This window comes from Rhizobium sp. Root491 (assembly GCF_001427205.1).
Taxonomy (GTDB): domain Bacteria; phylum Pseudomonadota; class Alphaproteobacteria; order Rhizobiales; family Rhizobiaceae; genus Agrobacterium; species Agrobacterium tumefaciens.
Genome location: NZ_LMFF01000012.1, coordinates 690,556 through 716,664, shown reverse-complemented (window position 1 = coordinate 716,664; position 26,109 = coordinate 690,556). Strand labels below are relative to the sequence as shown.

The 26,109-nt window shown below is 59.0% G+C and carries 21 protein-coding genes; 14 read left to right on the top strand and 7 right to left on the bottom strand.

Annotation, left to right across the window (positions count from 1 at the left end; genetic code table 11):
* The first annotated feature begins 88 nt into the window (after positions 1 to 88).
* From ASD46_RS27115 to ASD46_RS14335, 8 genes are read left to right on the top strand one after another with little or no spacing between them, the layout of a single operon-like run.
* Positions 89 to 226, top strand: a complete 138-nt coding sequence (locus ASD46_RS27115; RefSeq protein WP_003497749.1) for a hypothetical protein — start codon at positions 89 to 91, stop codon at positions 224 to 226.
* 12 nt (positions 227 to 238) lie between these two features.
* Positions 239 to 328 (top strand): K(+)-transporting ATPase subunit F, encoded by a 90-nt coding sequence (kdpF, locus tag ASD46_RS14360; protein WP_003511473.1) that lies wholly within the window; start codon positions 239 to 241, stop codon positions 326 to 328.
* Between the two features lie 33 nt (positions 329 to 361).
* Complete coding sequence (kdpA, locus tag ASD46_RS14355; RefSeq protein WP_060642485.1) at positions 362 to 2,065, top strand: potassium-transporting ATPase subunit KdpA; 1,704 nt, start codon at positions 362 to 364, stop codon at positions 2,063 to 2,065.
* A gap of 9 nt (positions 2,066 to 2,074) precedes the next feature.
* Complete coding sequence (locus tag ASD46_RS27480) at positions 2,075 to 2,239, top strand: hypothetical protein (RefSeq protein WP_162995269.1); 165 nt, start codon at positions 2,075 to 2,077, stop codon at positions 2,237 to 2,239.
* Positions 2,240 to 2,283: 44 nt separating this feature from the next.
* Positions 2,284 to 4,368 (top strand): potassium-transporting ATPase subunit KdpB, encoded by a 2,085-nt coding sequence (gene kdpB, locus ASD46_RS14350; protein WP_025595363.1) that lies wholly within the window; start codon positions 2,284 to 2,286, stop codon positions 4,366 to 4,368.
* 11 nt (positions 4,369 to 4,379) lie between these two features.
* Entirely contained in the window at positions 4,380 to 4,946 is a 567-nt protein-coding gene (gene kdpC, locus ASD46_RS14345) for a potassium-transporting ATPase subunit KdpC (protein ID WP_025595364.1), read from the top strand.
* Positions 4,947 to 5,000: 54 nt separating this feature from the next.
* Positions 5,001 to 7,703 carry a sensor histidine kinase gene (locus ASD46_RS14340; RefSeq protein WP_025595365.1) on the top strand — a complete coding sequence of 901 codons (2,703 nt, stop codon included), beginning with the start codon at positions 5,001 to 5,003 and terminating at the stop codon, positions 7,701 to 7,703.
* Between the two features lie 18 nt (positions 7,704 to 7,721).
* Positions 7,722 to 8,411, top strand: a complete 690-nt coding sequence (locus ASD46_RS14335; protein ID WP_025595366.1) for a response regulator transcription factor — start codon at positions 7,722 to 7,724, stop codon at positions 8,409 to 8,411.
* Between the two features lie 36 nt (positions 8,412 to 8,447).
* On the opposite strand, the gene ASD46_RS14330 is transcribed toward ASD46_RS14335, so the two are convergent.
* Positions 8,448 to 9,500 carry a low specificity L-threonine aldolase gene (locus ASD46_RS14330; RefSeq protein ID WP_003511467.1) on the bottom strand — a complete coding sequence of 351 codons (1,053 nt, stop codon included), beginning with the start codon at positions 9,498 to 9,500 and terminating at the stop codon, positions 8,448 to 8,450.
* Between the two features lie 371 nt (positions 9,501 to 9,871).
* On the opposite strand from ASD46_RS14330, the gene gltB reads away from it, so the two are divergent.
* From gltB to ASD46_RS14320, 3 genes are read left to right on the top strand one after another with little or no spacing between them, the layout of a single operon-like run.
* Complete coding sequence (gene gltB, locus ASD46_RS14325; protein ID WP_025595367.1) at positions 9,872 to 14,617, top strand: glutamate synthase large subunit; 4,746 nt, start codon at positions 9,872 to 9,874, stop codon at positions 14,615 to 14,617.
* 8 nt (positions 14,618 to 14,625) lie between these two features.
* The gene (locus tag ASD46_RS27110; RefSeq protein ID WP_155846257.1) at positions 14,626 to 14,784 is read left to right on the top strand and encodes a hypothetical protein; all 159 of its coding nucleotides are present in this window, start codon (positions 14,626 to 14,628) and stop codon (positions 14,782 to 14,784) included.
* Between the two features lie 15 nt (positions 14,785 to 14,799).
* Positions 14,800 to 16,254: a glutamate synthase subunit beta gene (locus ASD46_RS14320; protein WP_003511464.1), complete on the top strand. Its 1,455-nt coding sequence runs from the start codon at positions 14,800 to 14,802 to the stop codon at positions 16,252 to 16,254.
* Between the two features lie 181 nt (positions 16,255 to 16,435).
* On the opposite strand, the gene ASD46_RS14315 is transcribed toward ASD46_RS14320, so the two are convergent.
* From ASD46_RS14315 to ASD46_RS14300, 4 genes are all read right to left on the bottom strand, one after another.
* A complete protein-coding gene (locus ASD46_RS14315) occupies positions 16,436 to 17,791 on the bottom strand; it encodes a sensor histidine kinase (protein WP_013761864.1) in 1,356 nt (451 codons plus the stop codon).
* Positions 17,788 to 18,462 carry a response regulator transcription factor gene (locus ASD46_RS14310; protein WP_025595368.1) on the bottom strand — a complete coding sequence of 225 codons (675 nt, stop codon included), beginning with the start codon at positions 18,460 to 18,462 and terminating at the stop codon, positions 17,788 to 17,790. Before ASD46_RS14310 ends, ASD46_RS14315 begins: the two co-directional genes overlap by 4 nt.
* A 206-nt stretch (positions 18,463 to 18,668) precedes the next feature.
* On the bottom strand, positions 18,669 to 19,904 hold the full coding sequence (locus tag ASD46_RS14305) for an SGNH family hydrolase (protein ID WP_025595369.1): 1,236 nt from the start codon (positions 19,902 to 19,904) through the stop codon (positions 18,669 to 18,671).
* A 64-nt stretch (positions 19,905 to 19,968) separates the two neighbouring features.
* A complete protein-coding gene (locus ASD46_RS14300) occupies positions 19,969 to 21,192 on the bottom strand; it encodes a lytic murein transglycosylase (protein WP_003511460.1) in 1,224 nt (407 codons plus the stop codon).
* Positions 21,193 to 21,387: 195 nt separating this feature from the next.
* Here ASD46_RS14300 and galU point away from each other — a divergent pair, with 195 nt between their 5' ends.
* Positions 21,388 to 22,275: a UTP--glucose-1-phosphate uridylyltransferase GalU gene (gene galU, locus ASD46_RS14295; protein WP_025595371.1), complete on the top strand. Its 888-nt coding sequence runs from the start codon at positions 21,388 to 21,390 to the stop codon at positions 22,273 to 22,275.
* A gap of 59 nt (positions 22,276 to 22,334) precedes the next feature.
* Here galU and uppP read toward each other — a convergent pair whose 3' ends face one another.
* On the bottom strand, positions 22,335 to 23,813 hold the full coding sequence (uppP, locus tag ASD46_RS14290) for a polysaccharide biosynthesis protein UppP (RefSeq protein WP_025595372.1): 1,479 nt from the start codon (positions 23,811 to 23,813) through the stop codon (positions 22,335 to 22,337).
* Positions 23,814 to 24,216: 403 nt separating this feature from the next.
* Here uppP and ASD46_RS14285 point away from each other — a divergent pair, with 403 nt between their 5' ends.
* Complete coding sequence (locus tag ASD46_RS14285; RefSeq protein WP_013761857.1) at positions 24,217 to 24,582, top strand: PAS domain-containing protein; 366 nt, start codon at positions 24,217 to 24,219, stop codon at positions 24,580 to 24,582.
* Positions 24,583 to 24,642: 60 nt separating this feature from the next.
* Positions 24,643 to 25,638, top strand: a complete 996-nt coding sequence (locus ASD46_RS14280; RefSeq protein WP_025595373.1) for a KpsF/GutQ family sugar-phosphate isomerase — start codon at positions 24,643 to 24,645, stop codon at positions 25,636 to 25,638.
* A 3-nt stretch (positions 25,639 to 25,641) separates the two neighbouring features.
* Here the strand turns inward: ASD46_RS14280 and ASD46_RS14275 are convergent, their stop codons facing one another.
* Positions 25,642 to 26,109 carry an NfeD family protein gene (locus tag ASD46_RS14275; RefSeq protein ID WP_013761855.1) on the bottom strand — a complete coding sequence of 156 codons (468 nt, stop codon included), beginning with the start codon at positions 26,107 to 26,109 and terminating at the stop codon, positions 25,642 to 25,644.

Sequence of the window (26,109 nt, the reverse complement as noted above, 5' to 3'; positions counted from 1 at the left end):
GAACCTTTATGCGGTTCGGGTGCATTCTTCTGTGCGGGAAGGGATGGTGTTTCTTCCCAGCCAGAAAGAATGAAAAGCGACGTCCCACATGACGGCGCTTTTCTTCCTGTCCGGCTCCTCGGTTAAAAAAGGAGTTCCATCGATGATGGACGTTATTCTGATCGGCGCAGCCACGGTGTTTTTCGCGCTCTGCTTTGCCTATACGCGCGCCTGCGACCGGCTTTAGGCGGAGGTCGAGATGTTATTCGACTATGTTTTGAGCGGTGCCGTCACCGTCTTTATCGCCGCCTACCTCACCTATGCTCTCATTCGCCCCGAACGCTTCTGATCGGGAAGCGGCGGCTATTGAAAGTTCAATACCATGACCCTCAATGGATGGTTTCAGATCCTGCTTTTCTGCGGGATCGTTGTCGCGCTGGTGAAGCCTCTTGGCTTCTATATGGCGCGAGTCTTCAATGGCGAACGCACCCTGCTTTCGCCGGTTCTCGCACCCGTCGAGCGTGGCCTTTATGCCCTTGCCGGGACAAGCGAGCGCGAAGAACAGCACTGGACGACCTATGCGTGTTCCATGCTCCTCTTCAACCTCTTTGGTTTTGCCCTGCTTTACGCCCTGATGCGTTTTCAGGGTATGTTGCCATATAATCCGGAAGGAATGGCAGCAGTCGGGCCGGAACTGTCTTTCAACACGGCAGTCAGCTTCGTCACCAACACCAACTGGCAGAATTATGGTGGCGAAAGCACCATGTCCTATCTGACCCAGATGGCTGGTTTCACCGTGCAGAACTTTGTTTCTGCCGCGACGGGCATGGCGATTGCAATCGGGCTAATCCGCGCCTTCGCGCGCGCTTCCGGCAAGGCCATCGGCAATTTCTGGGTGGATATGGTGCGCTCGACGCTCTACATCCTGCTGCCTGCCTGTATCGTGCTTACCCTGGTTTACGTATGGCTCGGCGTGCCGCAGACGCTTGGCGCTTATGTCGGCGCCCAGACGCTTGAAGGCGCGCGGCAGACGATCGCAGTCGGCCCGGTAGCGTCGCAGCTGGCGATCAAGATGCTCGGCACCAATGGCGGCGGTTTCTTCAATGCCAATTCCGCGCATCCGTTCGAAAACCCTGATGCCATCTCCAACATGATCCAGATGGTGTCGATCTTCGCGATCGGTGCTGCCTTCACCAACGTCTTCGGCCGTATGGTCGGCAACACCCGTCAGGGCTGGGCAATCCTTGCTGCCATGGGTGTTCTGTTCATCGCCGGTGTTGCAGTGACCTATTGGGCGGAAGCAGCCGGAAATCCGCTGATGCACAGCTTCGGCCTTGCCGGAAGCAACATGGAAGGCAAGGAAGCTCGCTTCGGCGTGGCACTCTCGTCGCTCTTTGCGGTCATCACCACCGCTGCCTCCTGCGGTGCGGTCAACGCCATGCATGGCAGCTTCACGGCGCTCGGTGGTCTCATTCCGCTCATCAACATGCAACTGGGTGAGGTAATCGTCGGCGGCGTTGGCGCGGGTTTCTATGGCATTCTTCTCTTCATCATCATCGCCATTTTCGTGGCGGGGCTGATGGTCGGGCGCACGCCAGAGTATCTCGGCAAGAAGATAGAGGCCAAGGAGATGAAGATGGCGGTTCTGGCCATTCTCTGCCTGCCGCTCGCCATGCTGGTTTTCACAGCCACCGCCACCATCCTGCCCTCGGCGGTCGCGTCGGTCGGCACAGCCGGACCGCACGGGTTCTCCGAGATTCTGTATGCCTATACCTCGGCTGCTGCCAACAACGGCTCTGCCTTCGGCGGCCTCACGGGCAACACGACCTGGTACAACATCACGCTTGGTTTTGGCATGTTGATGGGACGTTTTCTTGTGATCATCCCGGCGTTGGCGATTGCCGGCTCGCTGGTTACCAAAAAGACCGTTCCGGCATCAGCCGGCACCTTCCCCACGGACGGCCCGCTCTTCGTCGGTCTGCTCGTCGGCACGATCGTGGTCGTCGGTGGCCTCACCTTCCTGCCGGCCCTGGCGCTTGGTCCGGTCGTGGAACATCTGGTCATGGCCGCCGGCCAGGTATTTTGAGGTGGTGCCATGACGAAGGATACTCCCCGACGTAACCGCACCCTTCCTGTCCGCACTGGCGCTCCTGTTCACGGGAGCGCCGGCCCGGGCGGCTGGTGCGCATCCAATCTCATTCTTGCAATGATGGCGGCTCTGTTCGCCGCCGTCTGCGCTCTCGAAGTTCTCACGGGCTGATCGACCCTCATCGGTCGCCCTGTTTCAAACGCTGGAGTCTCTTCATGAGCCAGTCCAAACAAGCGAGCATCCTTGATTCTCGCATTCTCGTTCCGGCAATTGCCGACGCATTCAAAAAGCTCAATCCGCGCACGCTTGCGCGCAATCCGGTCATGTTCGTCGTGGCAACGGTATCGGTGCTGACAACCGTGCTGTTCGTTCGCGATCTCATCATCGGCAATGCAAATCTCGGCTTTTCCTTCCAGATCAATCTGTGGCTTTGGTTCACCGTTCTCTTCGCCAATTTCGCCGAGGCCGTAGCCGAAGGGCGCGGCAAGGCGCAGGCGGATTCGCTGCGGAAAACCCGCACGGAAACCCAGGCGAAACTTCTGACCGGTGATGATCGTAGCCAATATACGATGGTAGCCGGCGCTGGCCTCAAGGTGAACGATGTCGTTCTCGTCGAGGCTGGCGACATCATTCCGTCCGACGGTGAAGTCATCGAAGGTGTTGCCTCAGTCAATGAAGCGGCAATAACGGGCGAATCCGCCCCTGTTATCCGCGAATCCGGCGGCGATCGCTCGGCTGTCACCGGTGGTACGCAGGTGCTGTCGGACTGGATAAGGGTTCGCATCACCGCTGCTGCCGGCTCCACCTTCCTCGACCGAATGATTTCGCTCGTTGAAGGCGCCGAGCGCCAGAAGACGCCGAACGAAATCGCGCTCAACATTCTGCTTGCGGGCATGACGCTGATCTTCGTTCTGGCCACCGCGACCATTCCGAGCTTTGCGGCCTATGCCGGTGGCTCCATCCCGATCATCGTGCTGGTGGCGCTGTTCGTGACGCTCATCCCGACGACCATCGGCGCTCTCTTGTCGGCGATCGGCATTGCCGGCATGGACAGGCTGGTGCGTTTCAACGTGCTTGCCATGTCCGGCCGCGCGGTGGAAGCCGCCGGCGACGTCGACACGCTGCTGCTCGACAAGACCGGCACGATAACGCTCGGCAACCGCCAGGCAACCGAATTCCGCCCCGTCACCGGTGTTTCCGAACAGGAACTGGCCGATGCGGCGCAGCTTGCATCGCTTGCCGACGAAACGCCGGAAGGCCGTTCCATCGTCGTTCTCGCCAAGGAAAAATACGGCATCCGTGCCCGCGACATGCAGAAACTGCAGGCCACTTTCGTGCCCTTCACCGCCCAGACCCGCATGAGCGGTGTGGATTTCGAAGGCTCTTCCATTCGCAAGGGGGCTGTCGATGCCGTTCTTTCCTATGTCGATGGCGGTGTTACGCAGCAAGGCAATACGGCGCTTGCCGTTAAAACCGAAACGGATGTAACGCGTGACATCCGCACGATCGCGGAAGAGATAGCCAAGACAGGTGGCACACCGCTTGCTGTCGTGCGCGACGGAAAGCTGCTCGGCGTCGTGCAGCTGAAGGATATCGTCAAGGGCGGCATTCGCGAGCGTTTCGCCGAACTTCGCCGCATGGGCATCCGCACGGTGATGATCACCGGCGACAATCCCATGACGGCCGCTGCCATCGCGGCGGAAGCAGGGGTGGACGATTTCCTCGCCCAGGCGACCCCGGAAAACAAGCTGGAGCTTATCCGCGAGGAACAGGCCAAGGGCAAGCTCGTCGCCATGTGCGGTGACGGCACGAACGATGCGCCCGCACTGGCGCAGGCCGATGTGGGAGTCGCCATGAACACCGGCACGGTCGCAGCGCGCGAGGCTGGCAACATGGTCGATCTCGACAGCGATCCGACCAAGCTCATCGAAATCGTCGAAATCGGCAAGCAATTGCTGATGACGCGCGGCGCGCTCACCACATTCTCCATCGCCAACGACATCGCCAAATATTTCGCCATTATCCCGGCAATGTTCTTGGCCTTCTATCCGCAGCTTGGCGTGCTGAATGTCATGGGTCTTTCGACACCGCAAAGTGCGATCCTGTCTGCCATCATCTTCAACGCGCTCATCATCATCGCGCTCATCCCGCTCTCGCTGAAGGGCGTCAAATACCGCCCGATCGGGGCCGGGGCGCTGCTGTCGCGCAATCTGGTCATCTATGGTCTGGGCGGCATCATCGTGCCCTTCATCGGCATCAAGGCCATTGACCTCGCCATTACGGCGCTTGGTCTCGCCTGAGGAGTATGGAAATGTTGAAACAGCTACGTCCCGCACTGGTGCTGATCCTTGCCACCACCGCAATCACCGGCCTTGCCTATCCTCTTGGAATGACGGGCCTTGCACAGGCTATCTTTCCCTTCCAGGCAAATGGCAGTCTGATCGAGAAGAATGGGACTGTTGTCGGGTCGCAATTGATCGGGCAGGCCTTCACCGGCGAGAAATATTTCCACGGCAGGCCGTCGGCTGCCGGCGACGGCTACAATGCCGCGTCGTCTTCCGGCTCCAACCTGGGACCGACGAGCGCAAAGCTTATCGACCGGGTGAAGCAGGACTACGAGGCTGCTAAAGCCGAAAATTCGGCAGCCGAGGTTCCCATTGATCTGGTGACGGCATCGGGCAGCGGTCTCGACCCGCATGTGTCGCCTGAGGCCGCCTATTTTCAGGTCTCGCGTGTCGCCAAGGCAAGGGGCATGAACGAAGCGTCACTGCGCGCCGTCGTCGACGCCCATGTGGAGGCGCCTGAATTGGGCTTCATGGGCGAGCCCGTTGTAAATGTGCTGGCTCTCAACATGGCTCTTGACGCAGCCGGCTCATGAACTGAAATGGCTATGGCTTCTTTGGAAGCCATAGCTTGTCCACTGGTGGGTTAAATGCCTGACGATAATCGTGATATGCCGAGCAGACCATCGCCGGATGCGCTGCTTGAAAACGCCCGGCGCGAGGCGCGAGGGCGGCTGAAGATTTTTCTGGGCGCAGCTCCCGGTGTCGGCAAGACCTATGAAATGCTGATGTCCGGCCGGGCAAAACTCGCAGATGGTGTCGATACCATTATCGGTGTCGTGGAAACGCACGGCCGCAAGGAAACCGAAACACTTGTGCAGGGTTTCGAGATCATTGCGCGCCGGAACATTGATTATCGCGGCCAGGCGCTGAACGAGATGGATCTCGACGCCATTCTCGCCCGTCGACCGGCGCTGGTTCTGGTCGATGAGCTGGCCCACACCAATGCTGCCGGCAGCCGGCATCCCAAGCGCTATATGGATGTTCAGGAAATTCTCGCGCAGGGCATCGATGTCTATACGACATTGAACATTCAGCATGTGGAAAGCCTGAACGATGTGGTGGCGCAGATCACCCGTATCCGCGTGCGCGAAACGGTGCCAGACAGCATCATTGACCGGGCTGACGATGTTGAGATCATCGATATCACCCCCGATGATCTGATCAAGCGCCTGCAGGACGGCAAGGTCTATATGCCCCGCACCGCGCGGCGCGCCATCGAGAACTATTTTTCGCGCGGCAATCTGACGGCCCTGCGCGAGCTTGCGCTACGGCGCACAGCGCAGCGGGTGGACGAGCAATTGCTCAACCACATGCAGTCGCACGCCATCTCCGGGCCGTGGGCTGCGGGAGACCGTGTTCTGGTCTGTCTGGACCACGGCGGCAACGGCCCCGGTCTGGTGCGTTATGCCCGAAGGCAGGCCGATCGCCTGCGCGCGCCGTGGACGGCACTGCATCTGGACACGCCTCGCTCTCAGCAATTGTCGGAGGCGGAGAAGGATCGGCTGGCCGGCACCATGCGGCTCGCGCAGCAGTTGGGCGGCGAGACAGTAACCCTGCCGGCGCTCGACCTGACGCACGAAATCATATCCTATGCCAACGCCAATAACTTCACCCACATCATCATCGGCCGTCCCCGAAGGTCGTGGTGGCAGAGAATTCTGCAGCGTTCGCTGACGCATGATCTGATAGACCATGCCGGCGATATCAGCGTGCATGTCATTTCCGGCGACAAAAACGCGGAGAAGCCGGTCCAGACCGTGAAGCCGGCAACGGCCCAATCGCGGTTTTCGATACTGCCCTATCTCAACAGCACCCTGTTTGTCGGACTGGCGATCGTGGCCGGCATCGTGCTTGACCAAGCCCTTGATGTTCAAAATCTGGCGCTGGTGTTCCTGATGGCGGTTTTCGCAGCAGCCGTGCGCGGAGGGCTGGGGCCTGGCCTTTATGCTTCCCTGCTTGGTGCCTTTGCGTTCAATTTTTTCTTTCTTGAACCGCGTTATACCCTGACTGTCCGCGATCCCGAAAGCGTCGTGGCGCTGCTGTTCTATCTCGGTGTGGCGCTTGTCGCCTCAAATCTGACTGCGGCGGTGCAGCGGCAGGCCGCAGCTGCACGGATGCGTGCGCGAACCACGGAAGATTTGTACCTTTTTTCCAAAAAACTCGCGGTTACCGGCACGCTGGATGACGTATTGTGGGCAACCGCGTTCCAGATGGCGTCGATGCTGAAAGTCAGGGTCGTCCTGCTTCTGCCCGAAAACAATTCGATCACCGTCAAGGCGGGCTATCCGCCCGATGACACGCTCGCGGATGCGGACATTGCGGCCGCTCACTGGGCCTGGGAACATAACAAGGCTGCAGGCCGGGGCGCCGATACGCTCCCGGGTGCCAAACGCCTTTATCTGCCGTTGCGCACCGGCAGCGGCGCCGTCGGGGTGGTGGGGCTGGACGACGACCGGCTTGGCCCACTTTTCACACCTGAGCAGCAGCGGCTTTTCGATGCGCTGGCGGATCAGGCGGCACTTGCCATCGAGCGCATCCAGCTGGTTTCGGATGTCGATCGGGCAAGGCTTGCGGCGGAAACCGACCGGCTGCGCACCGCGCTTTTGACCTCCATCTCCCACGACCTGAAAACGCCGCTCGCCGCCATTCTGGGTTCCGCCGGAACGCTGAAGGATTTCGCCGACGACATTCCGCTCGAGGCGCGCACCGAACTGCTTCTAACCATCGTCGAGGAATCCGAACGGCTGAACCGCTTCATTTCCAACCTGCTCGATATGACGAGGATCGGTTCGGGCGCGATGGAGCCGAATTACGGATTGCATTTTGTTGGCGATATGGTCGGAACAGCGCTTTCACGCGCGGCGAAAATCGCTGTCAGGCACGAGATCGTTCTGGACATTCCCTCCGATCTGCCGATGCTGAAGGTCGATCCGGTGCTTTTTGAGCAGGTTCTGTTCAATCTGATCGACAATGCCGCCAAATATGCGCCCGAACAAACCGTAATCCAGATTCGCGGGTGGCGGCAGGGCAGGCATGTCTTCCTGTCCGTTGCCGACGAGGGGCCGGGTATTCCCCCTGATGATACCGAGCGGGTGTTCGACAGTTTCTACCGTGTGCGCAAGGCGGACCATGTGCAGGCCGGGACCGGCCTCGGGCTATCCATCTGCAAGGGGTTTATCGAGGCCATGGGTGGATCTATTCGCGCTGAAAACAGATCAGGTCGCACGGGCGCGCAATTTACCATAAGCCTGCCCGTTCCCGCCGAAGTGCCGGTGCTGAACCATGACTAGGGCTGAAGGAGATCGGCAATGACCAATTCCGCCGTTCGCATTCTGATCGTCGACGATGAACCGCCGATCCGCAAACTTTTGCGGGTCGGTCTCTCGACGCAGGACTATGCGGTCAGCGAGGCGATGAATGCCCGCGTCGCGATGGAGTTGATGAACGAGGACAAGCCCGATCTAGTGGTCCTTGATCTCGGTCTTCCGGATATGTCGGGACACGAGCTTCTGGAGAAATGGCGGGGCGAGGGGCTTTCCCTACCCGTCATCATTCTTTCCAGCCGCACTGACGAGGCGGGTATCGTCAAGGCACTGGAGCTGGGTGCCGACGATTACATCACCAAGCCTTTCGGCATGAACGAGCTTGTTGCCCGCATTCGTGTCGCCCTGCGCCATCGCCTTCAGAGCCAGGGTGAGAGACCGGTGTTTCATACCGGCGATCTTTCGGTCGATCTCGTCAGACGCATCGTCAAGGTGGAGGACCGGGAGGTGAAACTCTCGCCCAAGGAATATGATATTCTGCGGGTTCTGGTCCAGCATGCGGGCAAGGTGCTGACGCACCGTTTCCTGCTGGAGCATGTGTGGGACGAGTTGACCGACGTGCAATATTTGCGCGTTTATGTACGCCAGCTTCGCCAGAAGATCGAAAAAACTCCGGATCAGCCGCGCTATATCCTCACGGAAACCGGTGTCGGCTACCGGCTGCAGGAGGTTTGAGGGCGCCGTTACGACACGGCGCCCCCGAATGTTTTGTCAGACAGCGGCGCAGATCGACAGGAATTCGTCGACATCAGTCTCGGTCGTTGCGAAGCTGGTGACCATGCGGATCAGCACCTCGTCCTTTCCGACCTTTTCCGGCATATCGCGGGGCACCAGCCAGTCGTAGAACTTCGCGCCTTTCTCCGTTGCCGCTTCAGCGGCAGCCTTCGGCAGAATGGCGAAAACCTCGTTTGCAGTGGTCGGCCATGCCAGACGGGCACTGTTAAGCGAGGCGAAGCCGGCGCGCAGCCGATTGGCCATGGCATTGGCGTGGCTTGCGAGACCCAACCAGAGATCGTCCTGCAGATAGGCTTCGAATTGTGCGGCGATGAAGCGCGACTTCGAAAAAAGCTGGGCGGTGCGCTTGCGCAGGAAGGCGAAGTCTTTGGCGAGCGCGGGGTCGAAAAACACGATCGCTTCCGCGCACCAGCAGCCGTTTTTCGTGCCGCCGAAAGAGAGCACATCAACGCCGCGTTTCCAGGTCATTTCGGCGGGCGTGGTGCCGAGTGCAGCAAGCGCATTGGCAAAGCGCGCGCCGTCCATATGCAGCGGCAGGCCGTTCTCCTTGGCGATTTTGGCAATCGCGTCGATTTCATCGAGCGTATAGACAGTACCGGCCTCGGTTGCCTGTGTCATCGTAACCGCTGCGGCGCGTCCGTGATGAACGGCGTCCTGCGGATAGCGCGAAATGCGCTCGATCAGATTTTCCGGCAGCATCTTGCCGTTCGGTCCCTCGACGGCAACCATGCGCATGCCGGAGAAGAAATCCGGCGCTCCACATTCATCCTCGATCACATGGGCTTCGGAATGACAGAAGGTCAGGCCGCCGGGGCGGGCAATGCTTGCCAGCGAAAGAGAATTGGCCGCCGTACCTGTGGCGACGAAAAACACCGCCACTTCGCGTTCGAATATTTCATTGAAGCGCTTTTCTATGGAAAGGTCGAGGGCGCTGGTGCCATAGGCAGCCGCAAATCGGGTGGATTCCCGCGAAAGGCGCTCGTTGATGGCAGGGTGGGCGCCGGCCCAATTGTCTGAGGCAAAAAACATCTCTGAAAGCTTTCCGATGGCTGTTGTGCTGGTGTTGGGAATGCGTTGACGATGACCCGCAAAGTTCTAGGACCTAACCTCGCGGTTGGCAAATCCGGCAATGAAAGCAACGGCCCGAAGCGTTTTGTGACAAGAAAGTTTCGCGCAATGGGTCAGTATCGAAACTTCGCTGCACATCGGCACTGCGACTAATTGGATTCGCACCCTTGCTAAACCCGCGGGTTTCTGCCAAAATTCTCTCGAATTGAGACAGCTTTGCTGTCCTAAATTTGGTCGAGCCGGATTGAATGCGGATTTTTCGGAAAGCGAAATTCGTGTCGAGCCGGATCTTCGCATGAAACCATGCAAGTAATTTTGCAGGAGGGACGAAAATGACAAACAAGCTGCAGGCAGACAACGTCGCCGCAACCCTGACCACAGACTGTCCCACCGCGGCTGCGGCCGCACCCGTTTCTGCGAAGGGGCGTTTCGCGGGCGGCCTGCCGGAAAAGCAGGGTCTTTACGATCCGCGCAATGAGCACGATGCCTGCGGCGTCGGCTTTGTTGCCCATATGAAGGGTCAGAAGTCGCACCAGATCGTCAAGGACGGCCTGTTCATTCTCGAAAACCTGACGCATCGCGGTGCTGTCGGCGCTGATCCGCTGATGGGCGATGGTGCGGGCATTCTCGTGCAGATCCCCGACCGCTTTTTCCGCGAGGAAATGGCGAGCCAGGGTGTGACTTTGCCGAAGGCTGGCGAATATGCTGTTGGCCACATCTTCATGCCGCGCGATCCGTCCCGTATCGATCACTACAAGAAGGTTATTGTCGACGTGATCGGCGAGGAGGGACAGCAGTTCCTCGGCTTCCGCGACGTGCCAGTCGATAATTCTTCCCTTTCCAAGGCACCCGATATCGCTGGCACCGAACCGCACCATGTTCAGGTTTTCATCGGCGCCGGCCGCGATGCCGCGACCAATCATGACTTTGAGCGCAAGCTGTTCCTGATCCGCAAGGTTCTCTCCAACCGCATCTACGACGAGGGCGGCGGTAAGGAAACGCAGGATTTCTATCCCGTCTCGCTGTCCTCCTCCACCATCGTCTACAAGGGCATGTTCCTCGCCTATCAGGTTGGAGCCTATTACAAGGATCTGGCGGACCCGCGTTTCGAATCCGCGGTTGCGCTGGTGCACCAGCGTTTCTCCACCAACACCTTCCCGTCCTGGAAGCTCGCGCATCCCTATCGCATGGTCGCCCATAACGGCGAGATCAACACGCTGCGCGGCAACGTCAACTGGATGGCGGCGCGTCAGGCGTCTGTTTCGTCGGCGCTGTTCGGTGACGATATCTCCAAGCTCTGGCCCATTTCCTATGAAGGCCAGTCGGACACCGCCTGCTTCGACAACGCGCTCGAATTCCTCGTGCGCGGCGGTTACTCCATGGCCCATGCCGTGATGATGCTGATCCCGGAAGCTTGGTCGGGCAACCTGTCCATGTCGGCTGAACGCAAGGCTTTCTACGAATATCATGCCGCGCTTATGGAGCCGTGGGACGGCCCGGCCGCCGTTGCCTTCACCGATGGCAAGCAGATCGGCGCAACCCTCGACCGTAACGGTTTGCGCCCGGCGCGCTATCTCGTCACCGACGACGACCGCGTCATCATGGCATCCGAAGCCGGTACGCTGCCGGTGCCGGAGGAACGCATCATCAAGAAGTGGCGTTTGCAGCCCGGCAAGATGCTGCTGATCGACATGGAAAAGGGCTCGATCATTTCCGACGAGGATGTGAAGCACGAGCTTGCTGCCAAGCACCCCTATCGCACCTGGCTAGACCGTACCCAGCTCATTCTTGAGGATCTGAAGCCGGTGGAGCCCCGTGCGCTGCGGCGTGACGTGTCGTTGCTCGATCGCCAGCAGGCCTTCGGTTACACCAGCGAAGATACCAAGCTCCTGATGTCGCCGATGGCAACAACGGGCCAGGAAGCCATCGGCTCGATGGGTACCGATACGCCGATTTCGGCGATGTCGGACAAGTCCAAGCTGCTTTACACCTATTTCAAGCAGAACTTCGCGCAGGTCACCAACCCGCCGATCGATCCGATCCGCGAAGAACTGGTGATGAGCCTCGTTTCGTTCATTGGCCCACGCCCGAACCTTCTCGATCACGAGGGCGCGGCCCGTGCCAAGCGTCTGGAAGTGCGCCAGCCGATCCTCACCAATGGCGATCTGGAAAAGATCCGCTCCATCGGCCACACCGAAGACCGTTTCGATACCAAGACGCTCGACTTCACCTATGATGTGGAGCGCGGCGCCGAAGGCATGCCTGATATGCTCGACCGCCTGTGCGAGCGGGCTGAATCCGCTGTTCGTGGTGGTTACAACATCATCGTTCTGTCCGACCGTCAGCTCGGCCCGGACCGGATTGCGATCCCCGCGCTGCTGGCGACGGCTGCCGTGCATCACCACCTGATCCGCAAGGGTCTGCGCACTTCGGTCGGCCTCGTCGTTGAAACCGGCGAACCGCGCGAAATCCATCATTTCTGTCTGCTCGCTGGCTATGGCGCGGAGGCGATCAACCCCTACCTCGCCTTCGACACGCTGCTCGACATGCACAAGCACGGCGCCTTCCCGAAGGAAGTGTCGGACGACGAAGTCGTCTATCGCTACATCAAGGCGGTGGGTAAGGGCATCCTCAAGGTCATGTCCAAAATGGGCATTTCCACCTACCAGTCCTATTGCGGCGCGCAGATTTTCGACGCCATCGGCCTGTCGTCGGAATTCGTCGAGAAGTATTTCTTCGGCACCGCCACCTCCATCGAGGGCGTGGGTCTGACCGAGATCGCCGAAGAAACCGTAACGCGCCACACGGCGGCTTTCGGCAAGGATCCGATCCTTGCCAACACGCTCGATATCGGCGGCGAATATGCCTATCGCATGCGCGGCGAAAGCCACGCCTGGACGCCGGATGCCGTCGCCTCGCTGCAACACGCCGTGCGCGGCAACAGCCAGGAGCGCTACCGTGAATTTGCCGACATGGTGAATGAGACGGCGCTGCGCATGAACACCATTCGCGGCCTGTTCAAGGTCAAATCGGCGGAAGCGCTCGGCCGCAAGCCGGTTTCCATCGATGACGTCGAACCGGCGGTCGATATCGTCAAGCGCTTCTCGACTGGCGCCATGTCCTTCGGCTCGATCAGCCGCGAGGCGCATACCACGCTTGCGATTGCGATGAACCGCATCGGCGGCAAGTCCAACACCGGCGAAGGCGGCGAAGAATCCGACCGTTACATGCCGCTTCTGAACGGCAAGCCGAACCCCGAGCGTTCCGCCATCAAGCAGATCGCATCCGGCCGCTTTGGTGTGACGACGGAATATCTCGTCAATGCCGACATGTTGCAGATCAAGGTCGCGCAGGGTGCCAAGCCCGGCGAAGGCGGCCAGCTGCCCGGCCACAAGGTGGATGCCACGGTTGCAAAGACCCGTCACTCCACGCCGGGCGTCGGCCTCATTTCGCCGCCGCCACACCACGATATCTATTCCATCGAAGATCTGGCGCAGCTGATCTACGACCTGAAGAACGTCAACCCGGAAGCAGATGTTTCTGTGAAGCTGGTGTCGGAAGTGGGCGTTGGCACAGTTGCGGCGGGTGTCGCCAAGGCGCGCGCTGACCATATCACCATCGCCGGTTTCGATGGCGGCACCGGTGCTTCGCCGCTGACGTCGCTGAAGCATGCCGGTTCGCCCTGGGAAATCGGCCTTGCCGAAACCCAGCAGACGCTGGTGCTGAACGGCCTTCGTTCGCGCATCGCGCTGCAGGTGGATGGTGGTCTGAAGACCGGCCGCGACGTCATCATCGGCGCGCTGCTTGGTGCGGATGAATTCGGCTTTGCCACCGCGCCGCTGATTGCTGCGGGCTGCATTATGATGCGCAAGTGCCATCTGAACACCTGCCCCGTCGGCGTCGCAACGCAGGATCCTGTTCTGCGCAAGCGCTTCAAGGGGACGCCGGAACACGTCATCAACTACTTCTTCTTCGTGGCTGAAGAGGTGCGCGAAATCCTCGCCTCGCTTGGCGTTACCAAGCTGGACGAGATCATCGGCGCTTCCGAACTCCTCGAAAAGGATGAGATGCTGGCGCACTGGAAGGCCAAGGGTCTGGATTTCAGCCGCATCTTCCACAAGGTAGACGCTCCCAAGGAGGCAACTTTCTGGACCGAGCGTCAGAAGCACCCGATCGACGATATTCTCGATCGCAAGCTGATCGAGAAGTCGCTACCGTCGCTGGAAAACCGCGAGCCTGTCGTTTTCGAAGTACCGATCAAGAACGTCGACCGTTCCGCCGGTGCCATGCTGTCAGGCGCGCTTGCCAAGCGCTGGGGCCATAAGGGTCTGAAGGACGATACGATCCACGTGACGCTGCGCGGCACGGCCGGTCAGTCCTTCGGGGCGTTTCTCGCTCGCGGCATCACCTTCGATCTGGTGGGTGACGGCAACGACTATGTCGGCAAGGGTCTTTCGGGTGGCCGCATCATCGTGCGCCCGCCGGAAAACACCCGTATCGTCGCGGAAAACTCGATCATTGTCGGCAACACCGTTCTTTACGGCGCCATCACCGGCGAGTGCTATTTCCGCGGTGTTGCGGGTGAGCGCTTTGCAGTGCGCAACTCCGGCGCGGTCGCGGTTGTCGAAGGTGTCGGCGACCACGGTTGCGAATATATGACGGGCGGTATTGTCGTGGTGCTCGGCGAGACGGGCCGCAACTTCGCGGCCGGCATGTCCGGTGGCGTGGCTTACGTTCTCGACGAGAAGGGCGATTTCGCCACCCGCTGCAACATGGCCATGGTCGAGCTGGAGCCGGTTCCGGAAGAGGACGACATGCTCGAGAAGCTGCACCATCACGGTGGCGACCTCATGCACAAGGGACGCGTTGACGTATCCGAGGACATGACGCGTCACGACGAGGAGCGGCTCTACCAGCTGATTTCCAATCACTTCCACTACACCAACTCTGCACGCGCCAAGGATATACTCGACCGCTGGAGCGAGTTCCGTCCGAAATTCCGCAAGGTCATGCCGGTCGAATATCGTCGTGCGCTTGAGGAAATGGAGCGCATGCGCATGGGCGTCGCGGCGGAATAATCCGCCGCGTGAGGATACTACACCAACTGGTCTCGCTGATGATCGCGGTCGCCGTTCCCATGGTGATCTATTGGACAAGCGGCGAGACCGGATTTGAATTCATCGTATTGGGGGCGGCTTTCGGTTTCGCTTACTGGTACTGGGGCCCGACAGGCGCTCCGCTTTGATGTGAGGACATAAACGTGGGCAAGGTTACAGGTTTTCTTGAGATCGACCGGCAGGTGGGCAAGTATCAGCCCGCATCGGACCGTATCCGCCATTTCCGCGAATTCACCATTCCGATGTCGGATGCCGAGGTGCAGAAGCAGGCGGCGCGCTGCATGGATTGCGGCATTCCCTACTGTCACGGCCCGACGGGCTGTCCCGTGCACAACCAGATCCCCGACTGGAACGATCTGGTTTATAACAACAATTGGGAAGAGGCGATCCGCAACCTCCATTCCACCAACAACTTCCCGGAATTCACCGGCCGCGTCTGTCCGGCACCCTGCGAGGAAGCCTGCACGCTGAACCTCGAGGATGCGCCGGTCGCCATCAAGACCGTCGAGCAGGCGATTGCCGACAAGGCCTACGAGCTGGGCTTTATCGTGCCGAAGCCGGCGACGATCCACACCGGCAAGAAGGTCGCCATCATCGGTTCCGGTCCTTCCGGCATGGCGGCAGCGCAGCAGCTTGGCCGCGCCGGTCATGAGGTCCACGTTTACGAGCGTGAATCGAAGCCCGGCGGTTTGCTGCGTTACGGTATTCCGGATTTCAAGATGGAGAAGAACTTCATCGACCGCCGTGTCGAGCAGATCAAGGGTGAAGGTGTTACCTTCCATTGCGGCGTCAACGTCGGCGTGGATGTAACGGTCGAAGCGCTTCTGGCTGATCACGATGCGGTTCTTTATTGCGGCGGTTCGGAAACCCCGCGCCCGGCCGGCATCGGTGGCGCCGATTTCAATGGCGTTTACGACGCCATGCCTTATCTCGTGCAGCAGAACCGCCGCGTTGGCCGCGAAAACATCGACAGCATCGGCTGGCCGGCCGATCCGATCCTCGCCGGCGGCAAGCATGTCGTCGTCGTCGGCGGTGGCGATACGGCGTCTGACTGCGTCGGCACGGCCTTCCGCCAGGGTGCGGTTAAAGTCACACAGCTCGATATCCGCCCGATGCCGCCGGAAAAGGAAGACAAGCTCGCCGTATGGCCCTTCTGGGCAACGAAAATGCGCACCTCTTCTTCGCAGGCAGAAGGTGCCGTTCGCGAGTTCCAGGTGGCCACGCTTGAATTCGTGGGTGAAGACGGCGTTTTGACGGGTGTGAAGTGCTGTCAGGTGGACGACCGGCGCAAGCCCATTGCCGGTACGGAATTCATCATCAAGGCTGATCTTGCCTTCATCGCCATCGGTTTCTCCGGTCCTTTCACCGATAGCGTGCTGAAGGAAATGGATGGCAAGCTGTCGCTCAACACCGATCGTCGCGGTTCCACCAACGTGATCGCCAACGAAACGGACTACAAGACCTCGGTCGACAAGCTGTGGGCGGCAGGCGACGTTCGCCGTGGCCAGTCGCTGGTGGTCTGGGCAATCCGTGAAGGCCGTCAGGCCGCACGTGCGATCGACGAAGAGCTGATGGGCGCAACCGTCCTTCCGCGCTGAGCGAGTTGACGCTGCGCAAGCCGTCTTAACGAAAACAAAAAGGCCTGTTGTATTTCACAGCAGGCCTTTCGTTTGACTGGAGAACCGAAACGCGATGGAGGTTTCGCATTCAGGGGGACGGCAACATATCGCGCCTGAGAATTGCAATGACATTACGTGGTGTCCGAAGACAGGATTCGTTTCAGCAATAGGGAAGGCTGATACGGAAGGAGGCGCCGCCGGATGGGGAATCACTGATGGTGATCTCCCCTCCATGGTAGCGGACGATTTCCTGCACGAGATTGAGACCGAGCCCGGTACCGCGATCCTTCGGTATCAACCGGTGAAATGCGTCAAACACGGCTTCCCGGTCCTCTTCGGGAATTCCGTTGCCTTGGTCGGATATGTCGATCACGCGGTTGGCCCCCACTTTTATGGTGATCGTTCCGCGATTGCCGCCATGTTCGATGGCGTTTTGCACGACGTTCATCAGGGCGCGTTGCAGCGAGGCGTCATCGGCAAGGGCGAGGATCGGCTCTTCGTCCGGCTCGAACGAAAGTTCGTAGCCTTGAGAGATTGCAAGCGGCGCCATATCAGCGACGACAGACCGGCAGAGGCCAACAAGATCTAGTGGAATAAGCGGCGCCTTTTGCCCGCCAAGTCGTTGCAGATCGAGCAACTGTTCGGCAAGCACGGCGATGCGGCTGGCATCGGCTAATATCCGGCTCCGGTCCGGTCCGTCCAGCAACGTTTCGACACGGGTCTGGAGAATGGCGACAGGGGTCCGCAATTCATGGGCGGCGTCGAGAATGAAGCGCTTGTGCCGCTCGTAACCATCGTCCAGCCGTTTCAGCGCGCCGTTGACGGCATGCACGAGCGGCTGCACCTCCCATGGAATATCGCCATCCGGCAATCGATATCCGCGCTTGTCGATGTCGATGCTTTCCGCCGTTCGCGCAATAGCGGAAAGTGCGAAAAATTCCCGACGGATGATCCATGGAATGGTCACGATTGTCACAATGGACATGATAAGGAGGATCGGCATGATCAGTATGTTGGAGAACAGCAGGACGGGGAATGCCATACTGAAGGCTCCGCCCTTGCCGACCATAACGAATTCGCCCGCCGGTCCCGATGCACGACGCACGACGGCGATTCGCAAGACAGCAAGATAGGAGTAGGACAATGCCGCATCGCGTACGTCCGACACTTTGACGTCGCTAAGCTGTTGATCCATGTTGCTAAAGGCCTCAGGCACCGGCCCACCCTGCACGATCTCACCTTTCTCGCTGACCGCAACGAACCAGAAACCGGGCATGCTGTCGCGCAGCTCGACAAATTCATTTGTTTCGTCAAGCATCAGCCGGCCATCCTTGTCACGCATGATGGCATTGGCTGTAATCTGGGCCGCTGCCGGGCTGAGAAGGGCGCTGCCCGAAGCGCCGCTGGACAGGTAAGCGACGAAGGCGGCAGTGACGATGAAAAGGCTGCCGATCTGGAAAAGCAGCAATTGAATGGTCAGGCGGCGCTTGAGCGATTTCCTTCCGGCCGATTTCATAAGGCCGCCCTCAGCAGATAACCGACGCCGCGAATACCGTGAACCTCCAGACCCGCATCCGCTGCCTGCAATTTGCGGCGCAGACGGGAGATATGGGAATCAAGCGCATTCGACTGGATTTCATCATCGAAATTATAAACCGCCTCTTCCAGTACCGATCGCAGCACCGTTCTGCCCTGCCGACGCAACAGGGCTTCAAGGATCAGCAATTCGCGTCTGGTCAGGGGAATAAACTCTCCCTTGATGCGGACTTCGCGGTTTTCGAAGCAAAATTCCAGCTTGCCCAGTTTCGCCGTCATCGTCACGCTGCCGGCTGGCCGGCGCATCAGGGCGCGGATGCGCGCAAGGAGTTCCTCGACAGCGAAGGGCTTGGCCAGATAATCGTCCGCACCGAGGTTCAGGCCGTTCACCCGATCCGCAAGTGTGCCTTGCGCGGTCAGCACGATGACGGGCGGTGTGACGGGCAGCAGACGCAGATCTTCTATAAGCTGGATGCCATCGCCATCGGGCAATTGCCGGTCGAGCACGACAAGATCGTGAACACCGTCCATGATCGCATGCCGGGCAAGATCGAGCGTGCCGACATTGTCCACGATGATATCGAACCGGTGCAGGGCGGCGGAAAGGGCTGCTGCCATTTCGCGTTCGTCTTCAACAAGCAGCAGGCGCATGAATTGTTCTCGGCAGTGTCTAGCGTACGCCTTCCCGGAGAGGAAGGGGCGCGGGGGCATCGGATAAATATCACCGTGCAGTAAGACGCGGGCAGGGGAGGGCAATTGGCCGACCCCGCATTTGCTGCAAAGCTGAATTTATCCTGCCATTGCCGGGTTGCCTCAACATTACGCCGGTTCAAGCCGTAGCGACGGCGGAGAAGTGGCTACTGTCTGGCCTGAGCAGTATCCGGGACAATCCGGTAGTCATCGATACGACCCGCCGGTGCATCGGCCATCTCGCCCCGCTTGGTCAGCCGTTCGCGTGGCGATTCCACCACCGAGACACGTGTCGATACGGCCGTCGAAGGGACATCGCCAAGCAGCTTGTCACCGCCATCGAGGTTCGGATCGGTCAGGCTGATCGGCTGGGTGCGCACCTGTCCCGCGTCGATGCCAAGCGCGGGCAGGGAGGTGAGTGCAGGCAAATTGCTGCCGTCCAGTTTCACGAGGTCCGGTCCGGCGCTGTCGAGGTGCCTGCGCACGAATTTCTCGACGTAAAAAGCAAGCTTGCGTTTGCCGGCCTGCGTCATGCCGACGCCATCTGCCTCACGCAGACGGGCCTGCTGGCCGTTCATGTCGTAGCCGGTGATGACAAATTTACCGGCCTCGTCGACAAAGCCGTCCCAGACATCGACGAATTCGCCGCCGTATTTTTCGATATGGCTGCGATAAAGCCGGTTGAAGCCGACGAGGTCGGCCGAGAGTGAGGTTGACTGGAAGGCAGGCAGGCCAACCCACAGCAGCGGCACCTTCGGCCGGTCGGCAAGGGTCAGAAGTTCATCGATCCGCCGCTCATATTCCTTGAACCAGACATCGGTGCCAAATTTTTCCCTGGTATCGCCGATCTGCATCTGCTGGCGATCGTTCGATCCCATCATGATGACGATGGTGGCGGGATTTGTTTCGGTTATGAACTGCGGCAGATTGGCGAACCAGTCGTAATAATCCGTGCGTACGAGGCCCGAAGAACCATTCGCGCGCACATCGACCGAGATTCCCGGAGAGCTGGCGAAGGCATTGACCAATTCTTCCCCCATCCCACCGGCCAGAAAATCACCGACGACCAGAACACGCCTGGCATTTTCAAGCTTGGCGGTAGGCTCCGGTTTTATGGTTCGCATCTGAACCACCGAAGGCGCTTTTCTTGCGGGTTGCGGGCGGGTGACTGATTTTTCACGCGGGGCAGCCGGGAAATCCCGGCGACTGCGGGGCTGGTATTCGCGGCCGGGCGTGTCCTCCCGGCCCACGGGCCGGCCAAACAGCATTTCGAAAAGGGTGCGTCGCTGTTCCTGGGCGAAGGTTTGCGAAGGGACAAGCGGCGTGCACAAGACAGCACAAAGAATGATGGCGCAGATGCGCCAGCCCGTCCTTGTGCTTTTCGCCGCAGGTTTCCTACTCATGACATCGATCCTTCCGGATGCTTCGGCGGCGTTGAAGACCGCCGCCGAATTCACCGGCATATTATCAATTCCGCAGTGCTCTCAGCAATCGCTGCGACGGCTGACCGTCGGTTTCCAGACCCATGCGCGACTGGATGGCGCTAATCGCCGCCTTCGAGCCGGAGCCGAAATTGCCATCGACTTCGCCATCGTAATAGCCAAGTTCTTTCATGCGGGTCTGGAGTTCGAATTTTTCACGAATATCCAGTGTGCCGTCCGGACGCGGCCATTTCTGCTGCATGCCGCCATAACCGGCGATCTCGTCAGCAAGCAGGCCAACGGCCAGCGCATAGCTGTCGGATGCGTTGTATTTCTTGATGGTGAAGAAGTTTTTCATCATCAGGAAACCTGGACCATTTGCCCCACCCTGCAGTTTCAGCATGGCGCGATCGGAGCCGCGGGTGAAATTCTTGCCGTTCGGGCGGGCAAAGCCAAGCTTGGTCCATTCCGCAATGGACTTCGTCTGCCCCTCATAACGGGCGCCGCCACGCGGCACGGCTGTTTCGTAACCCCAGGTCCGGCCGGGTTCCCAGCCATTCTTGGCGAGTAGATTGGCGGCCGTCGCCAGCGCGTCCGGAACCGAGTGCCAGATGTCGCGCTTGCCATTGCCGTCCGCATCGACAGCATAGAGCAGGTAGCTGGTCGGAATGAATTGGGTATGGCCCATCGCACCCGCCCAGGAACCCGTCAGCTGCTTGGGCGTGACATCGCCTGCCTGCAGGATTTTGAGTGCGGCGATCAATTGCGTGCGCGCGAACTTCGCGCGTTTGGGGTCGGAATAGGCGAGCGTGGCCAGTGCCTGCGGAATATTGTGCAGGCGCTCCGGTTTTTCGAGAACCGCGCCGTAATTCGATTCCATCGACCAGATGGCGAGAATAATATGTTTGTCGACGTTGAAGTTACGCTCGATCCAGTTGAGCGTCGTCGCGTGCTTCATCTTCATCTCGCGGCCGATGCGCACCGTATAGGGGTTGACGCGGGAATCGAGATAATCCCAGATCTGGGTGGTGAATTCCGGCTGGAAGGTCGCCTTGCGCAGCGCATCCGGATCCGGCTCGCTGACACCAGCAAAGGCTTTCTGGTAGGTCGCCTTGCTAATGCCTTCTTTCGCGGCTGTTGCGTAGAACTGGTTGATCCACTGCTTGAACCCAGCATCGGCCCGGGCCGAGACGGGGGCCAGCGAGATCGCCAGACCTGCAACCATCATGCAGCCGAATTTGCGGACATTTGAAAGGATCATCTTTGTCATCGTCAGTCTTTCGTTCTCTCGAATATCATTTCGATTGCGAAAACGCATCGGGCGTCGTCATGCATAACAAAAGAATGTCAACAAATTCTTTACCATTAATAGATGGTAGCGTCACCCTTTACAAAACGTTGTTATTTTTGAAATAACAACACTGTGCGGGGATTGTGATCAAGTTTTATCTCTCAGGAGGGATATGTGGTAGAACATAAGAAAATTCGGAAGGCCGTATTTCCGGTCGCAGGTCTGGGTACGCGTTTCCTGCCCGCAACCAAGGCGGTTCCGAAAGAAATGCTCACTGTCGTTGACAAGCCGGTCATTCAATACGTCGTCGACGAGGCGGCGGAAGCGGGCATCGAGCATTTTGTATTTGTCACCGGCCGCGGCAAGGCGGTGATTGAAGATTATTTTGATATTCAATTTGAACTCGAACAAATGCTGCGCGAGCGCAACAAGAATGCCGAGCTTACATTGCTGGCCGGCCTTCTGCCCAAGGCGGGCACGGCAAGCTTCACGCGTCAGCAGGTGCCGCTCGGTCTTGGCCATGCGGTCTGGTGTGCGCGTGATATCGTCGGCGACGAGCCTTTCGCCGTGCTGCTGCCTGATATGATCATGCACTCACAGAAAAGCTGCCTCAAGGGCATGGTCGAACTTTATGACCAGACGGCCGGCAACGTCATCGCGGTGCAGGAATGCGCTCCCGATCAGACGCATAAATACGGCATCGTCGGCGTGGGTAACGCCGTGGGCGAGGGTTTCAAGATCACTGAAATGGTCGAGAAGCCTGCCAAGGGTACGGCACCTTCGAATTTCTACATCAACGGTCGCTACATCCTTCAGCCTGAGATTTTCGACATTCTGGAAAATCAGGAACGGGGCGCCGGCAACGAAATCCAGCTGACGGACGGCATGTTGACCCTTGCCAAGTCCCAAGAATTCGCTGGCTATCATTTCCGCGGGCAGACGTTCGATTGCGGCGCCAAGGATGGTTTCATTCTTGCCAACGTCGCTTTCGCGCTCGAACGCTCTGACATCCGCCCCGCAATCGAGGAGCCGATCAAGGCTCTTATCGACGGACTGAAGTAATTTACCAACTGGACAACGGGATCCCGGCCTTCGCGCCGGGATTTCTGTTTGGGGCGACGTTATCGTTTCAGGACAAGACCCGCGCCGACGCGCAGTTCGTTGCTGTCATAAATCGGCGTCCACTGATAACTAACGTCCGCCGTCAGATCGAGATAGCGGTTCAGCCCCCAGGTTAAGCCAGCGCCTGCGGTGTATTCCACAGCATCCTCGATATCGGAGGAGGGAAATGTCCGGTGCACGATCTGCCCGGTCAGCCGCGCGACTAGATTGCTGCGCAACTCATGGGTCAGCCCGGCATCCAGCCGATAGGAAATCCAGCCGCCCTGCGGTCCGCCGGCGAAATCCTCTATCGTCGTGCGCAGGCCAAGATTGACGTTGGTGCCGCGCTGCGGCGACCAGTTCAGTTCGCCGTCCAGTGTCAGCGCGCCGATGGAAGCGATGCGGTCGTCGTCATATTGCTTGCGTAGATAGCCGATGGCGGCCTCGCCGCGGGTCTTCTCGCCAAGATCGACCTCGGCTCCAATTTTGGCGCCGTAGGAATTCGAGGACCGTGCGTAACCGGTATTGTCCAGGCGCCTGTCATATTTGGTCGTTCCCGCGTTCAATTCGAGGAACGGGATCAGGGCCGGTGACAATTCGTAGCCGATGCGGCCGCGCAGGTTCGCGCCGTTCTGGTCGCGATCGCTAAGACTGATCGGCTGGCCGTTTATGCCCTTTGCATCCGTGTAGACCGTACGCGACAGATCGAGCGCCGCCAGCCCGCGCAGCTTGCCGAAATCCCGTTGGATCGATGCGCCGGTCGTGAAACGGTGTTCTCCGCCCTGCACGGCAGCGCCGGTCAAAGCGTTGGGGTCCGTGGTGCCTTCACGACTGAATTCGTAACCCGCCTTGAGATTAGCCGTCGTTTCTTCGCCGAGATCGAGGCGCAGATCGGCTTCTATCCGCGCCCTCGGCTCTTCACCATTCTTGCTGCCGAAATTTTTCTCCCAGGCGCCATCGCCTGTTACAGTCAGCGCATGGCGGGACCAGTCGCTGGTTAGCGTGCCGCGAATACCCGTCGTCAGGTAGTTACGTCTGGAAGGGCCGCCGGTGTTCGTCTGCTTTTCCGTATTGATCGTCTGGCTGATCGAGGGCCGCAACAGGAATGTACCGAGCCGGATGCCGGGGGTTTGTCCGGGTTCGGTGGCTCTTTGCGGGTTTTCACCGCCGTCTACCGTTGGCTCATATGGGTTTTCCGCGTCGGCATAAGGCTGGCCCGCTTCTTCCTGCTGTTCGGAGATCGGGTCGCCCGGATTATTCGAGGGGCGCCATAGTTGCTGTGGCGGTGCTGCTCGCACCGTGCTTGCCTCGTTTTCAGTTGTCGTTGTGGGGTTCTCTGTCGGCGTTGCATCGCCGGATGGAACTGCGACCGGCAGCCGCGTGGCCGCTGTTTGCGCGAAAACAGTTCCCGGGGTGTAGAGAAGCGTACAGGCAAGCAGCAGCAGGGTTGCTGCTTTCCGCGACGTCGGCAGACGTGTGGCGGTGCCCTTCACAATCATTCCTCTTCACCCGGCGCATTTGGCCGATGTCGGATCGAAAGTTCGTCTCAGCATTTCCTGAAGCCGAATGAGCGGCAGACAGATGAAGTGGACGACCAAGAGACCAGACACGCGACGCAAGTTTTAATATCGCTTTAACAATAGGATTTTTATGGTTAACAGTTGATAAAGACCTCCCGGATTTCACCACATCTGTGGCTGCGGCAAAGCTGGGGGGCTTCCTCGTTCGATCTGGCCGCTCGGCACCGCGACTGAAGAAAATTTGCCGAGATGCCCAATATTTCGAATATGATCAGATTTAAACGTTTCATTTTGATACGGAATCGCCCTATGATTGGGTGGAACTCATCCGTTTTATTTTAGCAATCCAATTGATTTTTATTTTGTGTCACAGCGTCGTTTCATGAATCCCGTTTTGAACGTCAAGCAGGTCGGTTTTTATTGCTGGGATATTACCAATGACCGATTCTATCTAGACGAAGTCTGCGCTGAACTCTTGGGCATTCCTTTGCGGCAGGCGATGCAGGGCATCAGCATTTTCCAGATGCTCGAAAAAGTGGATATCGGCCATCGCAATCATGTGATCGAAACGGCGCTCACGACGCTCAAGGCCGCCAGCTTTTACCATCAGGAATATGCCGTGCGCCGTGATGACGGCTCTATCTCGTGGATAAGGACAGTCGGGCGATATCTGGTCGATGAAGAGAACATCCCTTTCAAGCGGATGGGAACGATGGAGGAGATTTCTCCGCCGAACCTGCGCCACTAAAGAGCGGCGATTTTCGGCTGTAGAGTGGACTTATTCCGGTTGAAATAGTAACAGTCGGCCATGATTACGAGAGCCGTCAAACTGGTTGAAGACAATGCGATTGAATCCGCCGTGCGGACGATTTCGATGGAGAGGGCTGGCCTTGCCGCTCTTGAAGAGGCCCTCAAAAACGGGCTTTCCGAACCTTTCTGCAAGGCGATAGAGACGATCGGCCAGTCTAGTGGCCGCCTCATTATCACCGGTGTCGGTAAAAGCGGCCACATAGGCGCCAAGCTCGCGGCCACCTTCGCCTCCACGGGAACGCCTGCCTTTTTCGTGCATGCGGCAGAGGCCAACCACGGCGATCTGGGCATGATCGGCGGTGATGATGTTGTACTGGCGATCTCCAAAGGCGGTGAAAGTTCAGAGCTGCGTAGCATCATCAACTATTCGCGCCGTTTCTCCATCCCGCTGATTGCACTTACCTGTTCGGAGAGTGCATCGCTGGCGAAGGCAGCCGATATCGTGCTTCTGGTTCCCAATGAACAGGAAGCCTGCCCGCTCGGACTTGCGCCTACCACCTCCACATTGATGCAGCTGGCACTTGGCGATGCCCTTGCCGTTGCGCTTCTGGAAGCACGCAATTTCACTGCCGGTGATTTCAAGGTGTTTCACCCCGGCGGCAAACTGGGCGCGGGCCTTACGCTGGTCAGCGATATCATGCATACCGGCGACCGGGTGCCGCTAGTCGGCAAGGGAACTTCCATGCCGGAAGCAGTCAGTATTCTTTCCCGCAAGCATTTCGGCTGCGTCGGTATTCTGGACGAGGATGGCCGTCTGTGTGGCATCGTCACCGAGGGCGATATGGCGCGCAACCTGTCGCGCAACCTCGCGGAATTGACGGTGGACGACATCATGACCCGTACTCCGAAAACGGTCAAAAAATCGGTGCTGGCGACCAGCGCTCTCGCGACGCTGGAAAAATTCCACATCGGTGCGCTGATCGTCGTTGATGACGATAACCGACCAATAGGGCTGGTGCATTTCCACGATCTGTTGAGAATCGGTGTAGCCTGATCGCTATGGGCGGTCGAGCGGCTCTATTGTCAGGGTGCGGCCACGCGCAGCTGCGATCCTGACACGTGTTCCGGCTGGCATGTCCTCACCGTTAACGGACCACCAGGTATCGTCCAGCCTTATGCGGCCGCGCCCTTCGACAACCGGCTCCTGCAGGGTCGCTGTGCGGCCAACAAGGCTGGCTTCACGCTGATTGAGGAAGGGTTCGTCGCTTGCCTCACGGTTTTTGCCGAAATATTTCCGGCCAAGCAGGGCGAAGGCGATGGAGAGGGCGGCAAACAGCACCAGTTGCAATTGCCACGCCCAGAATGCGGCATCCCAGAACAGCAGGGAGAGCGCGCCGATCACCAGCGCGGCAATGCCAATCCAGATCAGAAACACGCCCGGAGCGACCAGCTCGGCAGCCAGCAGAATGAAGCCGGCAATCCACCAGCTCCATGGTCCCAGTTCCGTGGCAAGCCGTTGCAGCAT